We start from the raw sequence: 20192 nt of genomic DNA on the forward strand, positions 1-20192 counted from the left end.
CTTTCTACTCGTTCTGATCGGCTTGCAACTTTTTCTGTTCACGCAATTTTTCAGGTGTGACATCATTGCCTAGTGGATCGAGCACCGTCATTCCTGAAACGGTGTTCAACACTTGCCCGCGAATTTCACGCAAATAATCTTGCTGCAAGACCGTTTGCTCAACCATTTCAGCTTTCGTCAGGCCTTCTTCCCGCTCTTTTTTCGCCAATTCATTAATTCGTTCTAAACCTTTAATCATTAATATTCCACTTCCTTCAATATCTAATGGCAGGAAAATGAGGGAGCACAGATTCCCCCAATTCCTGAATCACTTCTTCTGCAGGACGCTTTCCATGTTTCAAACCTAGCATCACATGATTCACTCCCGCATCCTCATAAGCACTAAGATAGTCAATTAAAAAAGCAGCACCGGATCTAAACCCGCCCTGTATCGGTTTCGGGGCTTCCCTCGGATTTTCAGATAAGTCGATCGCCAATGTTTGTGCAAACGGTTTGAATCCGCCCGCCGCTTCGTGCCATTTTTTCACAAGTTCACGTTGTTCATTGACCCCTTGCGAATAAAATAGCCAACCGTCTGTATGTTCGGCCAACCATTCAATCGTTTGGCCAGAATAACCTGTTCCAAAAACAGGAATCGTGGACAAAAGCGGTTTAGGGACAACATCCCCTTCAACCAGTTCGACCCTCTCTGTCAGGATGTTCGGAAAGGTTTCTCTCCATACTGTTTTCATCACTTTAATCGATTCTGCAAATAAATTTTCACGCTCATTACGCGCCACCTTAAACGCAGGAAATTCGATGGGGCGATCTCCAGTTGCAACGCCCATTAAGAAACGTTGTTTTGAGAGTTGATCGAGCGAAGCAGCCGCTTTCGCTATATGGAGCGGATGTCGCAGCGTGGTCACGATACTTGCGGTGCCAAGCGCAATCCGATCTGTGTGCGCGGAAACGTAAGAAAGAAATACCCACGGATCATAAAGGGCTCCGACATCACCGAAAGTCGGGTCGTAAAGCGGGGAATCTCTTACGAACAAAGAGGCAAAACCTAGCTGTTCCGCCTTTTTCGCAAGGGTCATTTGCGCTTCCAAATCCATCGTCGGAAAGCTTCCTTTATACGCTTCCAAGGGGAATAGGAGTCCAAGCGTTAAGTGATGTTCTTTAAATGTCCTTACAAAACCATGATGCGATTGAAATTTTTCCATAACGTTGTTCCCCTACTTCCTCCATTTTCTTACACGACCATTTTTTCGGTAACCCATTCTTTTAACTCCTCCACTTTCCCAGGAAAGCGATTCGCTGTTTCTTCATATAAAGATGCTATTGTTTCACGCTTCAACACCGTTTTCCAAGCAGATTCAGCCTCATCCATCAAGTCCGATAACAAGCAGCATCTATCTTCTTCTTCCAATTCAAGCATGTCATCCAGAATTCCGCTGGGAGAATAAAGGGATTGTTGCCCCTCAATCGCAAGATAAACATCGTAAACTTGGATTTCCTCAGGTTTTTTCTTTAATTTAAAGCCGCCCTTCACTCCTGGAACCGAAGTGATCAAATCTGCCCTCACTAATTTCCTCAACAATTTCTGAAAATAGGTTGGGGAAGTTCCTAATTGTTGACTGATCGCCTCTCCAGGTAGTACCGCTTTATCTGGCAACATTTTCAGCAAAATGATGGCGTACACAGATTGCTCAACGCCCGTTTTCATCTGCACAACATTCACCGCCTTTTATCAATTACGCCTCGGCGTAATTGCGTCCAGATTTTTTTCGAGCTTGCTCGCATCTAGCTCCGGGCTCCAGGAGCTCGGGTCATAAGTCAAAGTTGCTCTGTGGCAAAAAACGCCACGCCGCATCTTCTCCTTATGCCTGTCGCTCCTAAGCAGGCGCCCTTCGCTTTCGGGAAAAAAGCTCCTCTAAAAAATCTGTGACATCCGCCGGAGGCTTTATCTTCGTTCAGCGGGCGTTTGAACACCCACTGAACAGGAAACAAAACAGCATTCATCCCGCCACCTATAGAGGTGGAAGTCTTCTGCTGAATGAAGATAAAACATTTCTCATAAAACAACAAATATAACGTGGATATTTATTATCTACGTTAGTCTAACTCATTCGTCTGTAAAAGTAAATATACAAGCTCATCGTCACTTTTTTCCATTCTAATTAAGCATTCTATTATTAGCACAATCATATCTGTAAAATTAAAAAGCTGTTTAACGTGTGTCTCCCCACATTAAAACAGCTTTTCAATATGTATTTCATCCGATAAAAATCGACAGTGCACTATACACTAATAACAATCCCATTACAACGTTAAATTGCTTTCGATGGTTAGATAGAAACTTCTGGAATATCGAACCGAAGAGACTCCAACTGCATGTGCTCAACATTCCGACGGACCCTAAAAATAATGATAATAGCAGCAAGCTGATCGTCGAACTATGATACGGGAGAATGAATGTCGCAACTACCGTAATGCCATATAAAACACCTTTTGGGTTGACAAATTGCAACAGCATCCCTGCCATAAAGCTATTGTATTTTCCTCCTCCATCATGATCCGCGCTTCCTGTGCTCGTCATGATTTTAATCGCCAAATACACCATATACCCCGCCCCTAAAATCATCATCGGTAATTCAATTTTGGGGATAAAACTATGGAGGACCAAATTGAAATAACTGGACAACATCATAATGATAAAGAAACCGGCACCTACACCGAGACAGAACCGAAGTGTTTTCTTAAACCCATAGTGATTTGCAAAAACCATGGCCATAATATTATTAGGACCAGGCGTGAAACTCATGACAAACACGTACAACAAGAATGATAGTACCGGCATCGCAAACCTTCTCCCTAGCAGATAAATTACACTGGCTAAAATAAGCAGTATGTTATTTTCTTTTTATTGTACTGTCGACACGATATATTGTACATATCAATTGGAAAAATCCTCTATCGTATCATCAATGAAGAATGGAAAGAAATCTACTAGAAAAGAGCCAAGCCCAGAATGTTCTCTGTACTTGACTCTTAGTCTGTCATCTATCCGTTTGACAGATTTACATGATCAATATTCACATGCATCTGTCAGCTCAATGGCTCATTCAGAAGACGATCTTTTCTACCGTGTAGGAAATAATAAAGTACAGCCGTAGCTACAACTACAATGCTTAAGACAACATACATGGTGCTGTATCCAGTTGCCGAAATGAGGAAGCCAAGGAGATAAGGGCCGAAACCGAAACCGGCATCCAAAAAGATGAAGAATGTCGAGGTAGCCAATCCCATCCGATGCGCAGGGGTCAATTTGACGGCAATCGCCTGCGTACTCGATTGCATATTCCCGAAGCCCAAACCGATCAGTGCGCCGGCGACCAACAAGATGATGCCGCTCTGTGCCGTACTTAGAAGAAGCATGCCGGCAGCAAAAAGGAGAAATGCCGGATACATCACGAAGTTCGCGCCTTTTAGATCTAATAATCTTCCGGAGAATGGCCGTGATACAAGAACGGCAATCGCATAAACGAGGAAGAAAAAGCCTGCCGCTTCCACCAAATCAATTTCAATCGCATAAAAAGTAATAAAAGAAAGGACACTTGAGTAACAGAAAGCAAGCGCTAACGTAATAATGGCAATCGGCAATGCTTTCGGCTCAACAAAATTTGTCCATTTAAAGCCCCCTGCCTCGGCTGTCTGTGCCGGGATTTCTACTGGAGGAATACGAATAAGAAATGCGATCAATAGACTGATGATACCTAATACAAGACAGAAGGCAAAAATCATTCGGAAACTAGTATGCTGGCTCATAAACATGCCGATGAACGGGCCGATTGCAGTGGCCAATGTCGCACTCATGCTATAATAACCAATACCTTCCCCTCTTCGTGAAACGGGAATTGCTTGCGTAACAAGCGTTCCTGTCGCTGTACTCGCTACCCCCAACGCAATTCCGTGGATCAAACGGTTAATGAGTAGAAAAGTAAGTCCGATATTGACAAAATATAAAACGACTGCCAGTGTAAAAAAAAGCAATCCAATATATAATGTTCTCATTCGACCAATCACATCAAGGTAGCGTCCGATAAAAATCCGTCCAATCAGCGCCCCTATGATAAAAATCCCCGTGACAAGCCCTGCTTCACTCGTTGAAGCATTATATTCGTCTACCGCATAAACCGCAATCGTCACGACTAATAAATAAAAGATTAAAGAAATCAAGAAATTGATAGATGATACAATGATAAAATCCTTCGTCCATAATTTTGGCCTATTCATCTTTTTTACCTTCTTTATTTAGAATGTTTTCTCGTATTTGAGGAAGCAATTGCGATAGCACATATTGCTTTTCTTTCGAAATTCCTTCCGTCATGCTATTTTCCAAATCCGTTATCTTACTTCGACATACTTGGTAAATCTCTTCCCCTCTTTCCGTCAGCTGAATGATTTTTTCCCGTCGATCAGTACCCGGTATTTGCTTAACGATTTGGAGTTCTTCCAAACGGTGGACCCTTCTCGTAATGGTCGGTTTTTCAACTTCATAGTAAGTTGAAATATCAACAAGCGTCGAAGAACCGTTGTTTTTCACATAATGAATCACTTGCCATAATGAATAAGAAAGCTCAAATTGGCTCAATAGCTCATTTAGCGAAGTAATCAATGGTCGGTAAAGACGTAAAAAATGCCGAAAAAAACCTTCCAAGCTATTCACCCTTTCCTTATATAGTTACCGAAAGTAATAGTTACTATAGATAACTATACGCCTTTCTCAATTCAATGGCAAACTAATAGTTCCATTTGATCTATACTATAATTCCAACAAAACATCTTCAATTCGGCTTGCCATACCTTTCGATGATGAAGTCGATAAAATATCTGCTGGCGATCGGGAGCACCTTTTTATCTTTATAAGCTAGACTGATTTTACGAAATACCGATGGAGCAATCGGTTTCGTCACGATAGGATACGGGCATCTATTCAAGACAAGTTTGGATAAAATCGATATCCCTAGCCCCTGTTCGATCATGGCCATAATGGAATAATCATCATGCACTCGGTATTGGATGTTCGGCTCTAAATTGTTTTGTTGAAAAATGGATAGCGGTTCATTTAGTTCTCCTTCGTCCAAAAGAATATAGGGATCATTTGTTAAGTCTTCCAAGGAAACAGTGTGGTGCGTAGCTAAAGGATGGTCCGTCGGCAACACAGCAAGCATTTCGTCTTCTTGGAGTAGGATTGTGTTCAGATTCGATACAGCGGTTGGATTGACAAAGCCGAAATCTACACGCCCTTCTTTAATCCAGTTTGAAATCGTTGTATATTCCCCTTGATGCAATTCAAACTCCACATTCGGATATTGTTCCTTAAAATCCTTCATCAGCCCCGGCAGCCAATTGCACGAAACACTTGAAAACGTTCCAATCCGGATCAACCCTCTTTGTAATCCTTGCATTTCATTATGCTTTTCGATCAACTCCCGATGTGAATTACGGATATTCCGGATATAAGGCAAAAACTCTTCACCATCGGGCGTCAATGTAACCCCTTTACGGGAGCGCAAAATCAGCGTAGTCGAAAGCTCTTTCTCCAATGAGTGAACCATTTGGCTGATGGCAGATTGCGTAAAGCCAAGTTCTTCAGCTGCCTTCGTAAAACTACCTGTTTCAATGATTTTAATAAAAGCTTCATATGGATTCATTCTCTTACCCCTTTCATTAGCAAATCTAATAGTACTATAATAATCATTCATTTTATTAATGTAAAGTAGGATGATACAATACAGGTACACTGGATGAAAGGTAGAGACATACAACTATGACTCAACGACAGGCAAACTTGATTTTAGCGACGGTTTCACTGGCATGGGGAACATCGTATATTTTTATGAAGATTGCGGTGGAGGCAATTCCTACCTTAACAATCATCGCTCTACGATTCGGTCTTGCATTTCTCGTCATGAGCGCAATATTTTCCAAGAAAATTATTCATGTCGATACTAGAACGTTGAAATACAGTGCGATCGTAGGTGCTTTGCTAGCTGGAATTTTCTTTGCGATCATGTATGGCGTGCAAACTACGACCGCTTCTACAGCAGGTTTTTTGACAAGTACAACCGTGATTCTTGTACCCATTTTACAAGTATTCATCACCCGCAAATTGCCAAATAGCAAAATTGCTTGGGGCGTTCTGATAGTCATGATCGGTTTGTCATTTCTTGTAATCGGCGAGGATTTTACGATAACAACGGGTGCACTTCTTTGTTTAGTGGCCGCCCTTTTCTATGCAATCCATATTATTGTGACAAATCGCTTTGTACGTAAGGTGGATGCCTTGCAGCTAGGGATTTATCAATTGGGATTTGCTACACTCTATGTAACCATTGGCGCCTTTGTATTTGAAACACCTGTTTTACCGAACAGCGCCATCCAATGGACTGCGATACTCGGAATGGCACTTTTCTGCTCTGCATATGGCTTTGTGATGCAGCCCATTGCACAAAAATATACAACACCTGAAAGCGCCGGTTTCCTCTTTTCACTGGAACCCGTCTTTTCAGCAATCCTTGCCTTCATCTTTCTGCATGAAAATATGGGACTACAAGGCTATTTTGGCGCCCTGCTCATTTTAGTTGGTGTACTCATTGCAAACGGTTCGTCTAGAAAGCAACCGAATATGGCGTAGCCACAAGATACCAATCTTAGAAAAAAAGGTTTCGGAAAGAATCATTTTGCCTTAAAAATAGGAGCAGACCTCTTTGTAAAAGGCGTTGTTTCCATCTCTGACCCTATTCAAGCGAAAACGGATTGTAAATGATAAATAGCCCCATTTAATAATAAGCGGGGCTATTTATCATTTATATTCAATTGATGAAACCATCATAAAAGATCACAACTACCAGTAGTGCCACATTCAACTTTTTCATACCATTACCTCAACCCGGTAACACAATCCAAAAACGATTACCCGCATCCGTCGTGTCTATACCAATTTCACCTTGATGCCGTTCGATAATTTCCTTTGAAATGGCAAGTCCCAATCCAGAGCCACCGGTCATACGGCTTCGTGAAGCGTCAAGTCGATAAAACCGTCTAAATACGTTTTCTCTTTCCTTTTCTGGTATTGGTTTGCTAGGACCTGTAACCGAAATATAGTAAGCCTTTCCTCGCTTCTCCCCTGCTACTAGAATGGAGCCATCTCCCTCATAATAGCGGATAGCATTTTCCAACAAATTGCTAATGACCTGTTGGATTCCCACCACATGGATATCTAACTTACACGATTCGATCTTAAGGAGAATTGGAATATTCTTTTGTTCCAAAGTCCTTTCAAACATCGCGACGCATTGATGGAGGATAGTTTTGATTTCATGGGTTTCCTTTTCAACAATCGATTGGACGGATATGTAATCCCACTCTTTCAATTGTTCCAGTTGTTCCAGCATTTGGGACAATCGGTTCGATTCTTGATATAGGGAGGCAAAAAGTGCTTGATCTCCGGTTATATCTCCATCTTTCAATGCTTGCAGATACCCATTTAGATTCGATAAGGGCGTTCTTATTTCATGTGATACGTCAGTAACGAGCCTGTTCCTCTGCTGTTCATTCATCTCTAACTGTGCAATAAGCTCATTATATTGGAGAGCCAATTGACCAATTTCATCATTTTTATAGACGTTCACTGGATCAGGATAATGACCCTGTTTCAGCTCTTTCGTGGCTCGGATCAAACTTCGGATTGGTTTGATAAAGCGTTTGATTAGATAAAAATGAAGGACACTTCCCGTAAAGATTGCTATGATGATCAAGATCCATAAGTAGTTAAAAAGCGTACGATTGAATCGTTGCTGCCGAAGCGTATCCAAGCCTCCCACTTCCGCCGCTAGAAAGCAGGCGGTATGATAAATGGCCCAACCACTTAGGGCAGTTATCGCTACAACAACTATCACATTCAAAAATGTTAAGCGCCATAGAAATCCAGCTGGTATGAGTCGGGCTAAGCGCTTATTTATCCGAGACAAACTTATACCCCATTCCCCGAACCGTTTGGACACGCTTTGGTTTCGATGGATAGTCTTCTATTTTTTCACGAAGTTTTTTTATATGCGCATCAATGGTACGATCCATTATACTGCTTTCCATATTCGGATGAATTTGCTCCATAAGCTGTTCACGTGATAATACAATATCCGGATTTTGCATGAAGTAATACAATAAATTAAACTCATATTTTGTTAATTTTATATCTTTGCCGTAAAGTACAACTTCCCCTTTTCTTGGCATGATGCATAATCCTTCATAGACAATTTTTTGGCAAAACTGTCCCGTGCGACGAAGAACCGCTTCAACTTGCGCAATCAGTTCATTGGGGTCAAATGGCTTTGTCATATAAGCATCTGCCCCTAATTTTAAGCCGGTAATCCGATCATCAATCCGTACTTTCGCTGAAAGCATAATGACCGAAACCTCATTATGCGCTTGCTCACGTATCCAAGTGCAGAATTCTTCACCACTTACCTTGGGAAGCATGAGGTCCAATATGATTAAACAAGGCCGATGTGCTAGAAAAACTGTCTTCGCCTCTTCCCCATCACTTGCTTCCACCACTTCATAGCTGTTTTTCTTTAAATAGATACCGATCAGATTTCGAATCATTTGATCATCTTCAACAACCATAATCGTTTGTTTCATCACGAATCACCTCTATTCCTAGTTTACTCCATAGAAATAGCCTATTGCATCATTTCGAACTGCTGTACCATGAAGTCATAATTCAGTGCGCCTAACGTGACAAATTGAATGCGCCCATTCGCGTCAATCATATAAGTGGTTGGATAAGCCATCACCTGATATTCGTTTGAGACGGCGGATTCGTCATCCAAAGGAACTGTCAATGTCAGGTTCAATTCGTCTATAAACTTCTGAACATTCCTTGGATCTGATTCTGTTTCAGATAAATTCACAGCCAAAATTTTCACATCTTTCTTTTCCTGAAACTTTTGCATATCAGGCATTTCGGCGCGGCATGGCGGGCACCAAGTTGCCCAGAAGTTTAACATGACGCGTTGTCCTTTGTAATCTGACAACCTTACTGTCTCGCCATCTAATGTCTTCAGCTCAAAATCCGGTGCTAATTGACCTTTACGAATTCCAACTTCATTGGATTCAATCGCTTTTTCTCCGATATTCGCATTTTCATATTCGGAGGTATTTAGAGCTTCGTCTTTATCAGATGAATTGACAAACTCAAACACAGCCCAACCAAGCATTGCCCCTACAACCAACAAAAGTATTGCCTTTTTCATTGACCATTCCTCCCGTTCTCATCCTAATTTTTCAAACCACGTATCCTGCACTAATTTAAGTAGAAATTCAGTGATGCGTGGCATTTGACCAGTAAATAAGATCAAACCCATCAGAATCATGATGATGGCACCCGTTTTCATGATCACTTGACTATGACGAACAATCCACCTGGTCGATCCGAGGAAAAATGTCAGGATAAGAAATGGCAAGGAAAAACCAATCACATACATGACTGTATACAAGATTCCTTGACCTGGATCACTTGCAGCCAAAAATAAAATGGAACCGAATATCGGACCGATGCAAGGTGTCCATCCAGCAGCAAACCCCATTCCGACAAAAAAAGTACCTAAATAGCCAACAGGCCTTTTAGTGGATTGGAAACGCTTTTCTTTCATTAGCAATGAAATATTGATCCAACCACCAACAAAAAGGCCCATGAAGATAATGAAGACGCCGGCTAAACGTTGGATCAGCAGTCCTGAATCACCGATTAATAACGTTTGAATCCATTGACCCAAAAACGAAGCACCGACACCTAAACCAATAAAAACAAGTGAAATACCTAACAAAAAGAATACAGAATGGCTCAATAATTTACTGCGTATTTTAACGCTTTGATTTCCCTGCAGTTCTTTTACACTGATGCCTGTGATATACGATAAATACGCAGGGAAAATCGGCAACACACAAGGTGATAGAAAAGATAAAGCACCCGCCCCTATGGCCAGAAGCATTCCCACGACTAACATCGTATCCGTCTCAATTCCTCCCAATTACGACACCTTCTTTCTTTTTTTGAAAATAAGTATTGTTAAACAAACGATTAAAATGAAACCCAAGAACCATGGGGATATTGTATAGCCGAATACCATCGTAAATGGCATACTGAGAGCCACTCCCAATGTACCTAGCGTCCAACCGACCAACATGATGAGATTGAATCGATCAATTGCTATCCGATCACGGTTCACGATGACCACAATAATAAGCACAGCAAGTAATCCCATATATCTGATTGAATATGTATTGTCATTCCATACGATTTGAATGAATTCATAAACAAACGACGCGATTAAAAAGACATAGAGAAAAGCATTTAATAATGGAGGGATTTTAATTTTTTGCCGTTTGGATTTGATTGTGATTGTAAGCACGCTTGCAAAAAACGCTAAGTAAAATGCAGTTGAATTACTTGGGTAGGCTAATATTGACAAGGGGTCCTTGATAAAGACAGAAAGGTTTAAAAGAATTTTCCCAACCCATATATAAATAACAAAATTCATCAGTTGCTCCAAAAGCTCTCCCAGATAAGTTTTCTTTTTTTCCTTTGTTAAATCACTTAAGAAGTAATAAGTGAAAAAACCGACAGCCAAACTTAAAATGATCATACCGACGGACAATTGTGTACTTGACATGGCTAATGTGAACCCCCTAGATCAATTACGCCTCGGCGTAATTGCGTCCAGATTTTTTTCGAGCTCGCTCGAAAAGCTCCCCTAAAAATCTGTGACATCCGCCGGAGGCTTTATCTTCGTTCAGCGGGCGTTTGAACACCCGCTGAACAGAAAACAAAACCGCATTCACCCCGCCACCTCTGGAGGTGGGAGTCTTCCGCTGAATGAAGATAAAAATCGCTCACTGTCAACAATACTAAAGGTTTATGAAAGTTTGATGAAAATGGACAATCATTCATTTTAATTAGCTACATCAAAAAAACGACTCAAATGCATCGTTTAGAGTCGTTTTTTGATTTGCTGTATGAAATTTTCGGGTCAAATAGTTTCACTTCAACCCTGTTGCTTCTCAGGTTTTTGACCGACAAACTGAATCACATGTGACAGTCCATTATGAAGTTCACCTTCATGGCGGGTAACCTCTCCCATGAAAAAATGAACGATGCGCCAATCAGCAAAGACTTTCAAAAACTCTTCCGGCTTGTATAAAAAATCCAGATCTTGTGGTCCGCCGCTTTTATAAGGGATCTGGTAATGTGAATAGACCTCTGTCAAGTAATAACCACCCGGCTTTACAGCTTCCTTTACACCTTGAAGGGTTTTCTGTCGGAGTTCTGTCGGGAAGTGGCCGAAGATGCATACAATAGCTTCCCACTCCTCTTCACTCCAGTGCGCTTCGTTTAAGTCAACAAGTTTAGTCGAAACCGTTACCCCTCGTTCTTCAGCGAGCTTATTTGTTTTGGCTAGTCCCGATTCCGCATAATCCCACGCAGTGACGTTCAGGCCCTGTTCTGCCAAATAAACTGCATTGCGCCCTTCTCCTTCGGCTATAGCTAAGACATCCCCGGAAATTTTGATTTTCTGTTGAAATTCCGATAAAAAAGCATTCGGTTCCCTGCCATAAACATAATTGTCTGATTGAAAGCGAGTATTCCAATGGTTCAACTTTTCATCATCCTTTCTATGTAGTTTTTGAAACTCTAATTGCCCTATATGAGTGCCTATTAATTGTTTGAAATTAATAGTTGCAAAATGCCTATATCCATTTTTCCTCCGTTAGAAAAGGGAACCAATTACTCGTACCCTTTTTATCGGACCGCACAACGATTCGGACCCATTTCCATTTCTCGTTGTGTTTCTTCATCAGTATTCATTTTCCCCATATTCATCTCTCTAATCTCTTGATATGCATTTGGCTGGGCTGGTAAATTTTCAGTGACTAGCTTTCTAAATTCATCCTCGTCCTCAATGTTTAACCCATGATTGGTTTCGTAGAGTGTATTTAATTTTCCAGCTACACTGCCATCCGTATTTAGTTCATCTATGATCATGAAGTGTGCTGGTAAAACGATAAGTTCTCCCGATAATTCTTTGTATCTTTTGTATAGACTTTCCCTCAAATCTCCAACCCAATCTTCCGCTAACCCAGCAAGATCTGGTCTTCCGATTGAATCAATAAATAAAATATCCCCTGATAGTAAGAACTGTTCGCCCACAACAAAGGAAGTAGAGCCAATCGTGTGGCCTGGAGAATAGTAAGCATGAATTTTGATGGCAGTATCGCCAATTAGCACTTCATTTCCGTCTTCTAATGGTTGATAATCAAACGTTACGTCTAAGGCATCTTTCGGTGGGAGCCAATAGGTTGCGTTTGTTTCTTCAGCTAGTTTTCTTCCCCCAGAAATATGATCGGCATGTAGATGCGTATCAAATACATGAGTGATCTTTGCATCAATCCGATCTGCAAATACAAGATAAGCATTCGTCATTCTTGCCGCATCAATAATGGCAGCCTCACCATTTGAAACGACCATGTAAGATAAACAACCCTTACCGATTCGTACGAACTGATAAATCTCGCCGCCATTTTTTAAATCTCCAATTTTAACAGGTTCCAAATGTTCACTCCACGCTGTCATTCCACCTTCTAAGGAATAAACGTTACGTCCTGCCTCCGACAGCATTTCTGCAACCATGATTGATGAACGCCCTTTTGCACAAACAACGAGTACGTCTTTATCGGTAGGAATCTTATCCAAAATGCCTTCCACACCATCCTTTAATTCGATGTATGGAGCATTTAAATAATTGAAGTTTTCCCCTTCAATTTTCCATTCGGTGAAATTATTTACGTTACGAACATCTAAAATAAATAGTTCTTCTTTGTTAAATATCTTTTTCGTTACTTCTTTTGAAGTCAAGTTATTCACAGTCATACAGTTACCTCCTATGGTATATACCATTTAAAAAAATTTTAAAAGGCAGTTTTCTGTTCGTCCCCTTTATTTCAAAGAAACTTTCCCTTGCACTTCAATGACCACACCAGCTTTTTTCAACAAATTCCCGACTTCACAACTTTTATCTGCTCCTTCTATCGCTCTTTCTGCAGATTGTACGTGATCTTCTGTGGCATCCGCAGCTAAAACGATTTGTGGAGCATGCGCAATGTTAAACCCTGTATTGGATACAGAAGCTGCAGTATTTATTGTAAGTTCCACTACAGGTAGTTTTCTAGTTTCGAGCATATAAGTAAGCGTTGCGATATAACAAGTTGTTGCTGAAGAAACGAGCAGCTCTTTTGGATCTGTCCCGTTCCCACTACCACCTAAAGCTGTCGGAATAGCAACGTCCGTTTCTAGATAATCCGCTGTAAGTGTACCTTTTCCAGTTTTTCCACCATTCCAAACAATATTCAAATTTGTTTTTAATTCAGCCATCATTAACAATCCTCCAGTAATTTAATAATATTAACTTTATCAAGGTTTCAATACCCATGTAGGTATTAAAACCTTCAAAAAAATCACCTTACTACCCTCTCCAAGTAAGCATGCCGCCTTTTACATTTGTCACTTTTGCAAATCCTAATTTCTTCAATATCTTACTCGCATTTTTGCTCCTCATCCCACTTTGACAAATGACAATCACTTCTTTATCCTTTGAAAGCTCCTGATCCGCTTTTTGAGAAAGTTGGTTGAGAGGGATATTTTTAAAGCCTTTGATATGATTTCCTTTGAATTCACCCGGTGTTCGGACATCGACAAATTGCTTTTCCTTGCTTTGTAACTCTTCTTTTAAATCAGTTGTTGAGATATGCCGCACACCTTTTGTAGGGAGAACACGCTGTAAGATGAAAAACAGGAAAAGTGCAATAATGACATAATTGAAAAATTCCAAATCTAACTCCACCTCTCTATACCCATATAGGTATTTATATAATTAAAAAAATTAACCTTTTTATCCAGAACTTCTTTTACCGCTACCCCTACAGGTATATTAATAGCTGAAAAGAAAGCTGTCAACCATTAGATTCTTATCTGCTTTTTACAAGCAAGTTGACAGCTTCCTTAATGAGTTCGTCCGTTTTGACCCCATTTTGTTCAGCCTCTTGAACACATTCAACTAAGTTGGAACTGACAATCACCCCTATTGTTCGATCTACTGCGGAGCGAACAGCGGATAACTGCGTAATGACCTCTTTACAATCTTTGTCTTCTTCCATCATCTTCAAGATTCCACGAAGTTGCCCTTCCATGCGCTTGACTCTGTTTTTCATTTGATCATTGTATTCCATGAGTATTCACCTCCACTATGCTGTTATTCTTGATGAGATTTACAATCAGTTCATAAAAAATAGCATTTTATATTTTATGCATCAAAAAAGCCTAACACCATTTTATACCCTTGCAGGTATATTGTCAACTTCGGACACTGAAGCTGCTCACAATGGTTGATGTGTATGAAGTTGAAATCCCCCATTCTTATCAAAATGCATTATTTATTAATGACAATCGACAACTTATAGTTCACGTGCTTATTTAAATCTTCTAGGAATTGATCCAGTTCTGCATTGGATGGAAATTTGCATTCGAGAAGATAACAACCATCTCCACTGATTTTATAGTTGTGAATTACATAGGGTTCTTGTGTTTTTAAGAATGACAGATACGGTTGATGGTAAGTGCCTTCTGTCATGATCGTAATAAAAGCATGCGTAACATACCCTAACTTGTCTTGATTAACTTGGATGGTATACCCCTCTATCACTCCGTTATCCTCTAGTTTTGCAACTCTCGCCGAAGTGGCTTGTCCGGTCAAATGGACTTTCTCACCTAATTCTTTCATTGTAATCCGGCTGTTTTTAGCTAGTTCATCTAAGATAAGCAGATCCGTGTCATCCAACATTTTTTCAAATCCTTTCAATAATCAAGTCAAACTGTAAAAAGACTTGATTTTTCCTCTGTATCACCTAATTGCCCATAGTATAAACTATACCTGAATCAAAGGAAAGAGGAGATGTTATTATGGATATTCAACTTATTCGAAATGCTACACTCGTAGTACAATATGCTGGGAAAAAGTTTTTAATTGATCCTATGTTAGCAGAGAAAGGAGCTTATCCACCTTTCGGACCTCAAGGAGGATTTCCCCCTGCACCAAGACAAGATCAAAACAATCCTTTAGTTGGCCTTCCAACGTCTATTGATAATATCGTGTCCAATCTTGACGCTGTCATTGTCACTCATCTCCATTTAGACCACTGGGATGATGCGGCTATAGAAGCATTGCCAAAAGATATTCAATTGTTTGTACAAAATGATGAGGATGCATCAGTCATTCAAAACGCTGGTTTCACCAATATTGAGATTTTACAAGAGAATACAGTGTTTGAAGGCATCCAATTCATTAAAACAAAGGGTGAACATGGGAGAGGCCCACTAGTAGAACTTGCGGGACAAGTGTGTGGTGTTGTCTTCAAGCACCCTGATGAAAAAACGTTATATCTAGCTGGAGATACGGTTTGGTATGCTGCTGTTCAAGAAGTGATCGAATCACATAAACCAGAAGTCATTGTGGTCAATGGTGGAGACAATCAATTTTTGGAAGGCGGTTCACTCGTCATGGGGAAAGAGGATATCTATGAAGTGTATAAAGCGTCCCCAAATGCAAAAATTATTTCAACCCATATGGAAGCGGTCAATCACTGGACATTATCAAGAGAAGAATTAAGAAACTTTACGAATGAAAAAGGGATTTCTTCTAATGTATTAGTGCCAGATGACGGCGAATCTTACACATTTTAAGCATGAAACAGACAGAAAAAACAACATTTCTGTCTGTTTTTTATTTTGATACTGTCATGGGCTTCAATCAACTACACCAAAATATCAAACCAAATCTTCACTGCCGTACCTGCAATCAGAATTGCTAAAATAACTTGTAAAACTTTTGTATCCATGTTCTTACCGGCTTTCGCTCCAAGCGGCGCTGCGAGCAGGCTTGCCACAATCATAATAATGGCTGGCCAATAAGCCACTTGACCAGTAACGAGTTTACCTACACTCCCTCCGCTTGAAGAAATAAACGTAACGGCTAGACTTGTTACAATCGTCATTCGTGTTGGTATATGCAGGACGGTCAACATGATCGGTACGAGTAGGAATCCGCCTGCGGCACCGACTATACCAGATGCGATTCCTACTATTAAAGCTAAGATGGTTGCGATTGGCTTATTAAATGTCACTTCATTTAGCGGGATATCATCTACTGGCTTTTTCGGTACAAACATCATCACTGCAGCAATGACGGCAAGAATACCATATACGACATTCACCGCTTGTTCTGATAAATAGCTAGAGCCATAACTACCAAGTAAACTCCCAAGTAAGATGGCTCCTCCCATATAAATGATGAGTGGTTTGTTCAGATAGCCGCCTTTTCGGTATGCCCAGACTCCGGCAAGGGAAGCAAACAGTACTTGTACCGCACTGATACCTGATACCTCATGGGCTGTAAAGGCTACAAGGCCGAACATGGGAGGTATATATAACAGCATTGGATATTTAATGATCGAACCACCAACACCTAACATACCGGATAAAAAAGAGCCGATAAATCCAATAGCAAATACGACGATGATAAATGTTAAATCCATGGATTACCCTTCTTTCCAAAGTAAAATAGCGAGTATTGATAGCTACTCGCTATTTGATTTTCATTATGCTTTTTGAATATAGAAATAGAGCACGTCTTCTTCTGTTTTTTGCTCTACTATCGTGTGGCCACCCGATTTTGCCCATGCCGGGATATCACTTAGCGCACCTTTGTCCGTTGCCAGCACTTCAAGTACTTCACCGGAGTTCATCGTATCCATCGCTTTTTTTGTTCTAACGACCGGCATTGGACATGCAAGTCCTTTTGCATCTAGTGTTTTTGTAATGTTCATGTGAATGACTCCTTTATTCATTTTTATCGAACCGCACAGCGATTCGGTCCAATTTCCATTTCGGTTTGTTCATCATTGTCAGGATTGATTTTACCCATATTGACTTGACGGATTTGTTCGTACGCATTTGGTTGTGGGGGTAAGTTATCTGACACCGTACGACGGAATTCTTCTTCGTCATCGATGTTCAGCCCATGATTTTCTTTAAATAGATCACCAAGACGTCTTGCTACCGTTCCATCTTCATTCAATTCATCAATGATCATGAAATGTGCAGGTAATACGACCAGGTCTTCTGCCAGTTCACGGTAACCGGAATATAATGTTTCGCGTAAATCCCCTACCCAATCTTCCGCTAGCCCCGCTAGGTCTGGACGACCGATGGAGTCAATAAACAAAATATCTCCTGTTAGTAAAAATTGAGCATCAATAATAAATGATGTAGAACCAATCGTATGACCAGGTGAGTACAGTGCATTTACATCAATTTGAGATGCACCGATTTTCACGTTTAGGTCATCCGTGAGTGGCGTGTAATCAAACACCACTTCTGTCGCGTCTTTTGGTGGTAAATAGTAAGTTGCGCCTGTTTCGGTTGCGATGTGACGTCCACCTGAAATATGGTCTGCGTGTAAGTGTGTGTCAAACACATGCTTGATTTCTACACCTTTTTCTTTTGCAAAGTTTATGAATACATCCGTGAAACGGACTGCATCAATAATTGCTGCTTCTCCTCCGGAAATCACCATATAGGATAGGCAACCTTTACCTAGACGAACAAATTGGTAAAGTTCACCGCCATTTTTTAAGTCAGCCACTTTTATTGGTTCTAAGTAGCTGCTCCAAGATTTCATACCACCTTCAAGGTAGGCCACTTCACGACCAGCTTCAGATAGCATTTCTGCTACCATGATAGAAGACCCTTCTTTCGCACAGACGACTAGGACATCTTTATCCGTCGGAAGTTTCGATAGAATTTCTTCCACACCATCTAATAATTCAAAGTAAGGAATATTTAAATACTCAAATTTATGCCCTTCAATTTTCCAATCTTCAAACGCATCTCCGTTACGTACGTCTAAAATAAATAGTTCTTCGTTATCAATTACTTTTCGAGCAACTTGTGCTGCTGTCCATTTGTTTACAGTCATCTTCTCTTACCCCCCTAGGTATATTAGTGTCGATTTTTTTGCAGTGAGGGAAGTTCCCCCACTGCATGAAGTTTTTCTGATTAGAATGTTAATGTTGGCGCCGCATCTTTAGCGAACTCTAGGAATGTTACGGCTCCACCCACTTCGATTCCATCCACGAAATCTTCTTTGGTTAGCCCCATCACATCCATTGTCATTTGACAAGCAATAAATTTCACACCAAGATCTTGCGCAATTTCTACGAGTTGTGGAATGCTGGGAACATTCGCTTTTTCAAAGCCTTCGGCGAAATGTTCCTTTCCAGCTGGCATTTCTAATGTATGCATGGCTTGCTTGTGAATTAAGTTCAACCCTTCAAACGTGAAGAAGATTTGTACCTCTTTTTCTGAAGCTGCTGCTGCCGTTGCGATATTGAATACTTTGTAAGCATCAAACATTCCACCGTTTGCTGCAATAATAGCTACTTTTTCTGACATCATCAATTCCTCCTAGATTTCTTTTGTTAGGTTGCCGTTCCACTCATTCATACCTGGTAAAACGTTATAAACTTTTGTAAAGCCGTTAGTTGCTAAAAGTTGTGCTGCCAAATCTGAGCGATTGCCTGTACGGCAAATCACATAAATTTCTTGTTCTTTATTCAATTCCGCAAGACGAGATTCTAATTCTCCCATCGGAATGGATTTGGCACCTTCAATATGCCCAAACGCATATTCAGCTGCTTCACGTACGTCTAAAATCAAACCGTTCTGTGATTGAAGTTCTTCAAGTGAAATCGTTTGTTCAAAGGCCTTTTTCACTCCTGGCTCATTAGAACCTTTGCGAATGTAATGATAAAGAACATCGCCTTCTTCCACTGTACCTAAATATTGATGTCCGACAGTACTTGCCCAAGCAGTTAAATCAGCTTTTGACCCTCTATCTGTCGCTTGAATTTCTAATACTTGGCCTTCTTCGAGATCGCTGATTGTTTTTTTGGTTTTTACAACCGGCATTGGACAGGCTAAACCTTTTGCATCTAATTGCATATTAGCTAGAATCATACCGCTACCTCCCTTAGATGATTAATTATCGTGACAACATCTTTACCTATACCCGCATAGGTATAATTTACGGTAATAAAATAGTCGTTTCTGGATAACGACTGTTTGCTTGATGCTTTATAAGATTCTCGCTACTTTCAATCATGAGAATCGATCACAAGACTTATATTATACCCCTACGGGTAATAAGTCAACTCATTAATTTGAGTAATGATCACATTTCAGCAGTTGAGGGATAAAAAGAAGAATCCATTTTGAAAAAGCTTGCTCAAAATGGATTCTTAAAATGACTAAAATCCTTGGAAATCTCCGAAGATCGGTTGAATTAATGAATTGATAAATGTAAGTTTATCAAAAAACAGGATCATTCCCATTGCAATCATAATTCCACCGCCTACTTTCATTACGGAGCCACTGTATTTTTTTATCCAAGCGAATTTAGTAATGAAAAATGCCATGAATAGAAAAGGAATACTAAAACCTAAAACATAAGCTGCCATATACCATAGACCCTGTGAGGGATTTGCACCTACAAGTGTTAATGTAGCCGCTAAAATCGGGCCCATACAAGGTGTCCAGCCTAATGCAAAAGCTAGTCCAATCAGTACTGAACCTAAATAGCCGGCGGGTTTATTTTTAATATGCAGTTTATGCTCCTTCATCAAAAATTTTGGTTGGAGTAACCCAATCGTAATCAATCCAAAGATCACCATTAAGATAGCACCAATTTGCCGAATTAAACTTCCATATTGAAAGTACCAATTCTCTAATAAACTCGCGCTTCCCGCTGTTCCGAAACCGAACACTAAATAAATGATTGAAAAGCCAACTAAAAAGAATAATGTATGCAAAATTGCTTTTCGCTGCCCTTTTAATTCACCCATTTGTATTTCTGCTACACTCATTCCCGTAATATACGATAAAAATGCAGGATAAAGTGGAAATACACAAGGGGATATGAAAGTTAACGCACCTGCACTGAATGACAGTAAAATAGAAATGTCCGCCATCAACGTTCCCT

At 40.4% G+C, this 20192-nt stretch carries 26 protein-coding genes; 2 read left to right on the plus strand and 24 right to left on the minus strand.

Features of this window, described 5'->3' with window-relative positions; translation table 11 throughout:
• Positions 1-4: 4 nt before the first annotated feature.
• The 7 genes from MHZ95_RS04730 to MHZ95_RS04760 form a co-directional block, all read right to left on the minus strand.
• A complete protein-coding gene (locus MHZ95_RS04730) occupies positions 5-238 on the minus strand; it encodes a DUF896 domain-containing protein (RefSeq protein WP_239389373.1) in 234 nt (77 codons plus the stop codon).
• Positions 239-254: 16 nt separating this feature from the next.
• Positions 255-1202, minus strand: a complete 948-nt coding sequence (locus MHZ95_RS04735; RefSeq protein ID WP_239389374.1) for an LLM class oxidoreductase — start codon at positions 1200-1202, stop codon at positions 255-257.
• A 29-nt stretch (positions 1203-1231) separates the two neighbouring features.
• Entirely contained in the window at positions 1232-1711 is a 480-nt protein-coding gene (locus MHZ95_RS04740; protein ID WP_239389375.1) for an RrF2 family transcriptional regulator, read from the minus strand.
• A 543-nt stretch (positions 1712-2254) separates the two neighbouring features.
• Entirely contained in the window at positions 2255-2839 is a 585-nt protein-coding gene (locus MHZ95_RS04745) for a LysE family transporter (protein WP_239389376.1), read from the minus strand.
• Positions 2840-3087: 248 nt separating this feature from the next.
• Positions 3088-4275 carry an MFS transporter gene (locus tag MHZ95_RS04750; protein ID WP_239389377.1) on the minus strand — a complete coding sequence of 396 codons (1188 nt, stop codon included), beginning with the start codon at positions 4273-4275 and terminating at the stop codon, positions 3088-3090.
• On the minus strand, positions 4268-4708 hold the full coding sequence (locus tag MHZ95_RS04755) for a MarR family winged helix-turn-helix transcriptional regulator (RefSeq protein WP_239389378.1): 441 nt from the start codon (positions 4706-4708) through the stop codon (positions 4268-4270). Before MHZ95_RS04755 ends, MHZ95_RS04750 begins: the two co-directional genes overlap by 8 nt.
• A 118-nt stretch (positions 4709-4826) precedes the next feature.
• Positions 4827-5696: a LysR family transcriptional regulator gene (locus MHZ95_RS04760; RefSeq protein WP_239389379.1), complete on the minus strand. Its 870-nt coding sequence runs from the start codon at positions 5694-5696 to the stop codon at positions 4827-4829.
• A gap of 116 nt (positions 5697-5812) precedes the next feature.
• Here MHZ95_RS04760 and MHZ95_RS04765 point away from each other — a divergent pair, with 116 nt between their 5' ends.
• On the plus strand, positions 5813-6679 hold the full coding sequence (locus MHZ95_RS04765; protein ID WP_239389380.1) for a DMT family transporter: 867 nt from the start codon (positions 5813-5815) through the stop codon (positions 6677-6679).
• A 250-nt stretch (positions 6680-6929) separates the two neighbouring features.
• Here the strand turns inward: MHZ95_RS04765 and MHZ95_RS04770 are convergent, their stop codons facing one another.
• The 11 genes from MHZ95_RS04770 to MHZ95_RS04820 all read right to left on the minus strand — a co-directional run bounded on the left by MHZ95_RS04770 (position 6930) and on the right by MHZ95_RS04820 (position 14939).
• On the minus strand, positions 6930-8015 hold the full coding sequence (locus tag MHZ95_RS04770) for a sensor histidine kinase (protein WP_239389381.1): 1086 nt from the start codon (positions 8013-8015) through the stop codon (positions 6930-6932).
• Positions 7999-8685, minus strand: a complete 687-nt coding sequence (locus MHZ95_RS04775; protein ID WP_239389382.1) for a response regulator transcription factor — start codon at positions 8683-8685, stop codon at positions 7999-8001. The genes MHZ95_RS04770 and MHZ95_RS04775 overlap by 17 nt, the downstream gene beginning before the upstream one ends.
• Before the next feature lie 41 nt (positions 8686-8726).
• Complete coding sequence (locus tag MHZ95_RS04780; RefSeq protein WP_239389383.1) at positions 8727-9299, minus strand: TlpA disulfide reductase family protein; 573 nt, start codon at positions 9297-9299, stop codon at positions 8727-8729.
• An 18-nt stretch (positions 9300-9317) separates the two neighbouring features.
• Positions 9318-10076: a cytochrome c biogenesis CcdA family protein gene (locus tag MHZ95_RS04785; RefSeq protein WP_239389384.1), complete on the minus strand. Its 759-nt coding sequence runs from the start codon at positions 10074-10076 to the stop codon at positions 9318-9320.
• Complete coding sequence (locus MHZ95_RS04790; RefSeq protein ID WP_239389385.1) at positions 10077-10718, minus strand: YfhO family protein; 642 nt, start codon at positions 10716-10718, stop codon at positions 10077-10079. It abuts the gene before it with no gap.
• A gap of 372 nt (positions 10719-11090) precedes the next feature.
• Positions 11091-11702: an SAM-dependent methyltransferase gene (locus MHZ95_RS04795; protein ID WP_239389386.1), complete on the minus strand. Its 612-nt coding sequence runs from the start codon at positions 11700-11702 to the stop codon at positions 11091-11093.
• Between the two features lie 143 nt (positions 11703-11845).
• Entirely contained in the window at positions 11846-12973 is a 1128-nt protein-coding gene (locus MHZ95_RS04800) for an MBL fold metallo-hydrolase (RefSeq protein ID WP_239389387.1), read from the minus strand.
• 66 nt (positions 12974-13039) lie between these two features.
• Complete coding sequence (locus tag MHZ95_RS04805) at positions 13040-13474, minus strand: OsmC family protein (protein WP_239389388.1); 435 nt, start codon at positions 13472-13474, stop codon at positions 13040-13042.
• 91 nt (positions 13475-13565) lie between these two features.
• Positions 13566-13931 (minus strand): rhodanese-like domain-containing protein, encoded by a 366-nt coding sequence (locus MHZ95_RS04810; RefSeq protein WP_239389389.1) that lies wholly within the window; start codon positions 13929-13931, stop codon positions 13566-13568.
• Positions 13932-14067: 136 nt separating this feature from the next.
• On the minus strand, positions 14068-14328 hold the full coding sequence (locus tag MHZ95_RS04815; protein WP_239389390.1) for a metal-sensitive transcriptional regulator: 261 nt from the start codon (positions 14326-14328) through the stop codon (positions 14068-14070).
• Positions 14329-14528: 200 nt separating this feature from the next.
• The gene (locus MHZ95_RS04820; RefSeq protein WP_239389391.1) at positions 14529-14939 is read right to left on the minus strand and encodes an Lrp/AsnC family transcriptional regulator; all 411 of its coding nucleotides are present in this window, start codon (positions 14937-14939) and stop codon (positions 14529-14531) included.
• A gap of 119 nt (positions 14940-15058) precedes the next feature.
• On the opposite strand from MHZ95_RS04820, the gene MHZ95_RS04825 reads away from it, so the two are divergent.
• Positions 15059-15838 (plus strand): MBL fold metallo-hydrolase, encoded by a 780-nt coding sequence (locus tag MHZ95_RS04825; protein ID WP_239389392.1) that lies wholly within the window; start codon positions 15059-15061, stop codon positions 15836-15838.
• Positions 15839-15909: 71 nt separating this feature from the next.
• Here MHZ95_RS04825 and MHZ95_RS04830 read toward each other — a convergent pair whose 3' ends face one another.
• From MHZ95_RS04830 to MHZ95_RS04855, 6 genes are all read right to left on the minus strand, one after another.
• Entirely contained in the window at positions 15910-16689 is a 780-nt protein-coding gene (locus MHZ95_RS04830; protein WP_239389393.1) for a sulfite exporter TauE/SafE family protein, read from the minus strand.
• Between the two features lie 63 nt (positions 16690-16752).
• A complete protein-coding gene (locus tag MHZ95_RS04835; protein ID WP_239389394.1) occupies positions 16753-16980 on the minus strand; it encodes a sulfurtransferase TusA family protein in 228 nt (75 codons plus the stop codon).
• Positions 16981-17003: 23 nt separating this feature from the next.
• Positions 17004-18131 (minus strand): MBL fold metallo-hydrolase, encoded by a 1128-nt coding sequence (locus tag MHZ95_RS04840; RefSeq protein WP_239389395.1) that lies wholly within the window; start codon positions 18129-18131, stop codon positions 17004-17006.
• Positions 18132-18211: 80 nt separating this feature from the next.
• Positions 18212-18607 (minus strand): DsrE/DsrF/DrsH-like family protein, encoded by a 396-nt coding sequence (locus MHZ95_RS04845; RefSeq protein WP_239389396.1) that lies wholly within the window; start codon positions 18605-18607, stop codon positions 18212-18214.
• Positions 18608-18619: 12 nt separating this feature from the next.
• Positions 18620-19171 carry a sulfurtransferase TusA family protein gene (locus MHZ95_RS04850; protein WP_239389397.1) on the minus strand — a complete coding sequence of 184 codons (552 nt, stop codon included), beginning with the start codon at positions 19169-19171 and terminating at the stop codon, positions 18620-18622.
• Between the two features lie 290 nt (positions 19172-19461).
• Positions 19462-20184 (minus strand): cytochrome c biogenesis CcdA family protein, encoded by a 723-nt coding sequence (locus tag MHZ95_RS04855; protein ID WP_304648880.1) that lies wholly within the window; start codon positions 20182-20184, stop codon positions 19462-19464.
• Positions 20185-20192 lie beyond the last annotated feature (8 nt).

The sequence above is a fragment of the Sporosarcina sp. ACRSM genome (assembly GCF_022346545.1).
In the GTDB taxonomy this organism is placed as follows: domain Bacteria; phylum Bacillota; class Bacilli; order Bacillales_A; family Planococcaceae; genus Sporosarcina.

Coding starts and splice junctions, on each gene's coding strand:
- MHZ95_RS04840 (WP_239389395.1), bottom strand. CDS start 18,131: ATGACTGTAAACAAATGGACAGCAGCACAAGTTGCTCGAAAAGTAATT.
- MHZ95_RS04745 (WP_239389376.1), bottom strand. CDS start 2,839: ATGCCGGTACTATCATTCTTGTTGTACGTGTTTGTCATGAGTTTCACG.
- MHZ95_RS04760 (WP_239389379.1), bottom strand. CDS start 5,696: ATGAATCCATATGAAGCTTTTATTAAAATCATTGAAACAGGTAGTTTT.
- MHZ95_RS04730 (WP_239389373.1), bottom strand. CDS start 238: ATGATTAAAGGTTTAGAACGAATTAATGAATTGGCGAAAAAAGAGCGG.
- MHZ95_RS04845 (WP_239389396.1), bottom strand. CDS start 18,607: ATGTCAGAAAAAGTAGCTATTATTGCAGCAAACGGTGGAATGTTTGAT.
- MHZ95_RS04805 (WP_239389388.1), bottom strand. CDS start 13,474: ATGGCTGAATTAAAAACAAATTTGAATATTGTTTGGAATGGTGGAAAA.
- MHZ95_RS04825 (WP_239389392.1), top strand. CDS start 15,059: ATGGATATTCAACTTATTCGAAATGCTACACTCGTAGTACAATATGCT.
- MHZ95_RS04765 (WP_239389380.1), top strand. CDS start 5,813: ATGACTCAACGACAGGCAAACTTGATTTTAGCGACGGTTTCACTGGCA.
- MHZ95_RS04750 (WP_239389377.1), bottom strand. CDS start 4,275: ATGAATAGGCCAAAATTATGGACGAAGGATTTTATCATTGTATCATCT.
- MHZ95_RS04775 (WP_239389382.1), bottom strand. CDS start 8,685: ATGAAACAAACGATTATGGTTGTTGAAGATGATCAAATGATTCGAAAT.
- MHZ95_RS04820 (WP_239389391.1), bottom strand. CDS start 14,939: ATGTTGGATGACACGGATCTGCTTATCTTAGATGAACTAGCTAAAAAC.
- MHZ95_RS04815 (WP_239389390.1), bottom strand. CDS start 14,328: ATGGAATACAATGATCAAATGAAAAACAGAGTCAAGCGCATGGAAGGG.
- MHZ95_RS04850 (WP_239389397.1), bottom strand. CDS start 19,171: ATGATTCTAGCTAATATGCAATTAGATGCAAAAGGTTTAGCCTGTCCA.
- MHZ95_RS04790 (WP_239389385.1), bottom strand. CDS start 10,718: ATGTCAAGTACACAATTGTCCGTCGGTATGATCATTTTAAGTTTGGCT.
- MHZ95_RS04735 (WP_239389374.1), bottom strand. CDS start 1,202: ATGGAAAAATTTCAATCGCATCATGGTTTTGTAAGGACATTTAAAGAA.
- MHZ95_RS04830 (WP_239389393.1), bottom strand. CDS start 16,689: ATGGATTTAACATTTATCATCGTCGTATTTGCTATTGGATTTATCGGC.
- MHZ95_RS04835 (WP_239389394.1), bottom strand. CDS start 16,980: ATGAACATTACAAAAACACTAGATGCAAAAGGACTTGCATGTCCAATG.
- MHZ95_RS04780 (WP_239389383.1), bottom strand. CDS start 9,299: ATGAAAAAGGCAATACTTTTGTTGGTTGTAGGGGCAATGCTTGGTTGG.
- MHZ95_RS04800 (WP_239389387.1), bottom strand. CDS start 12,973: ATGACTGTGAATAACTTGACTTCAAAAGAAGTAACGAAAAAGATATTT.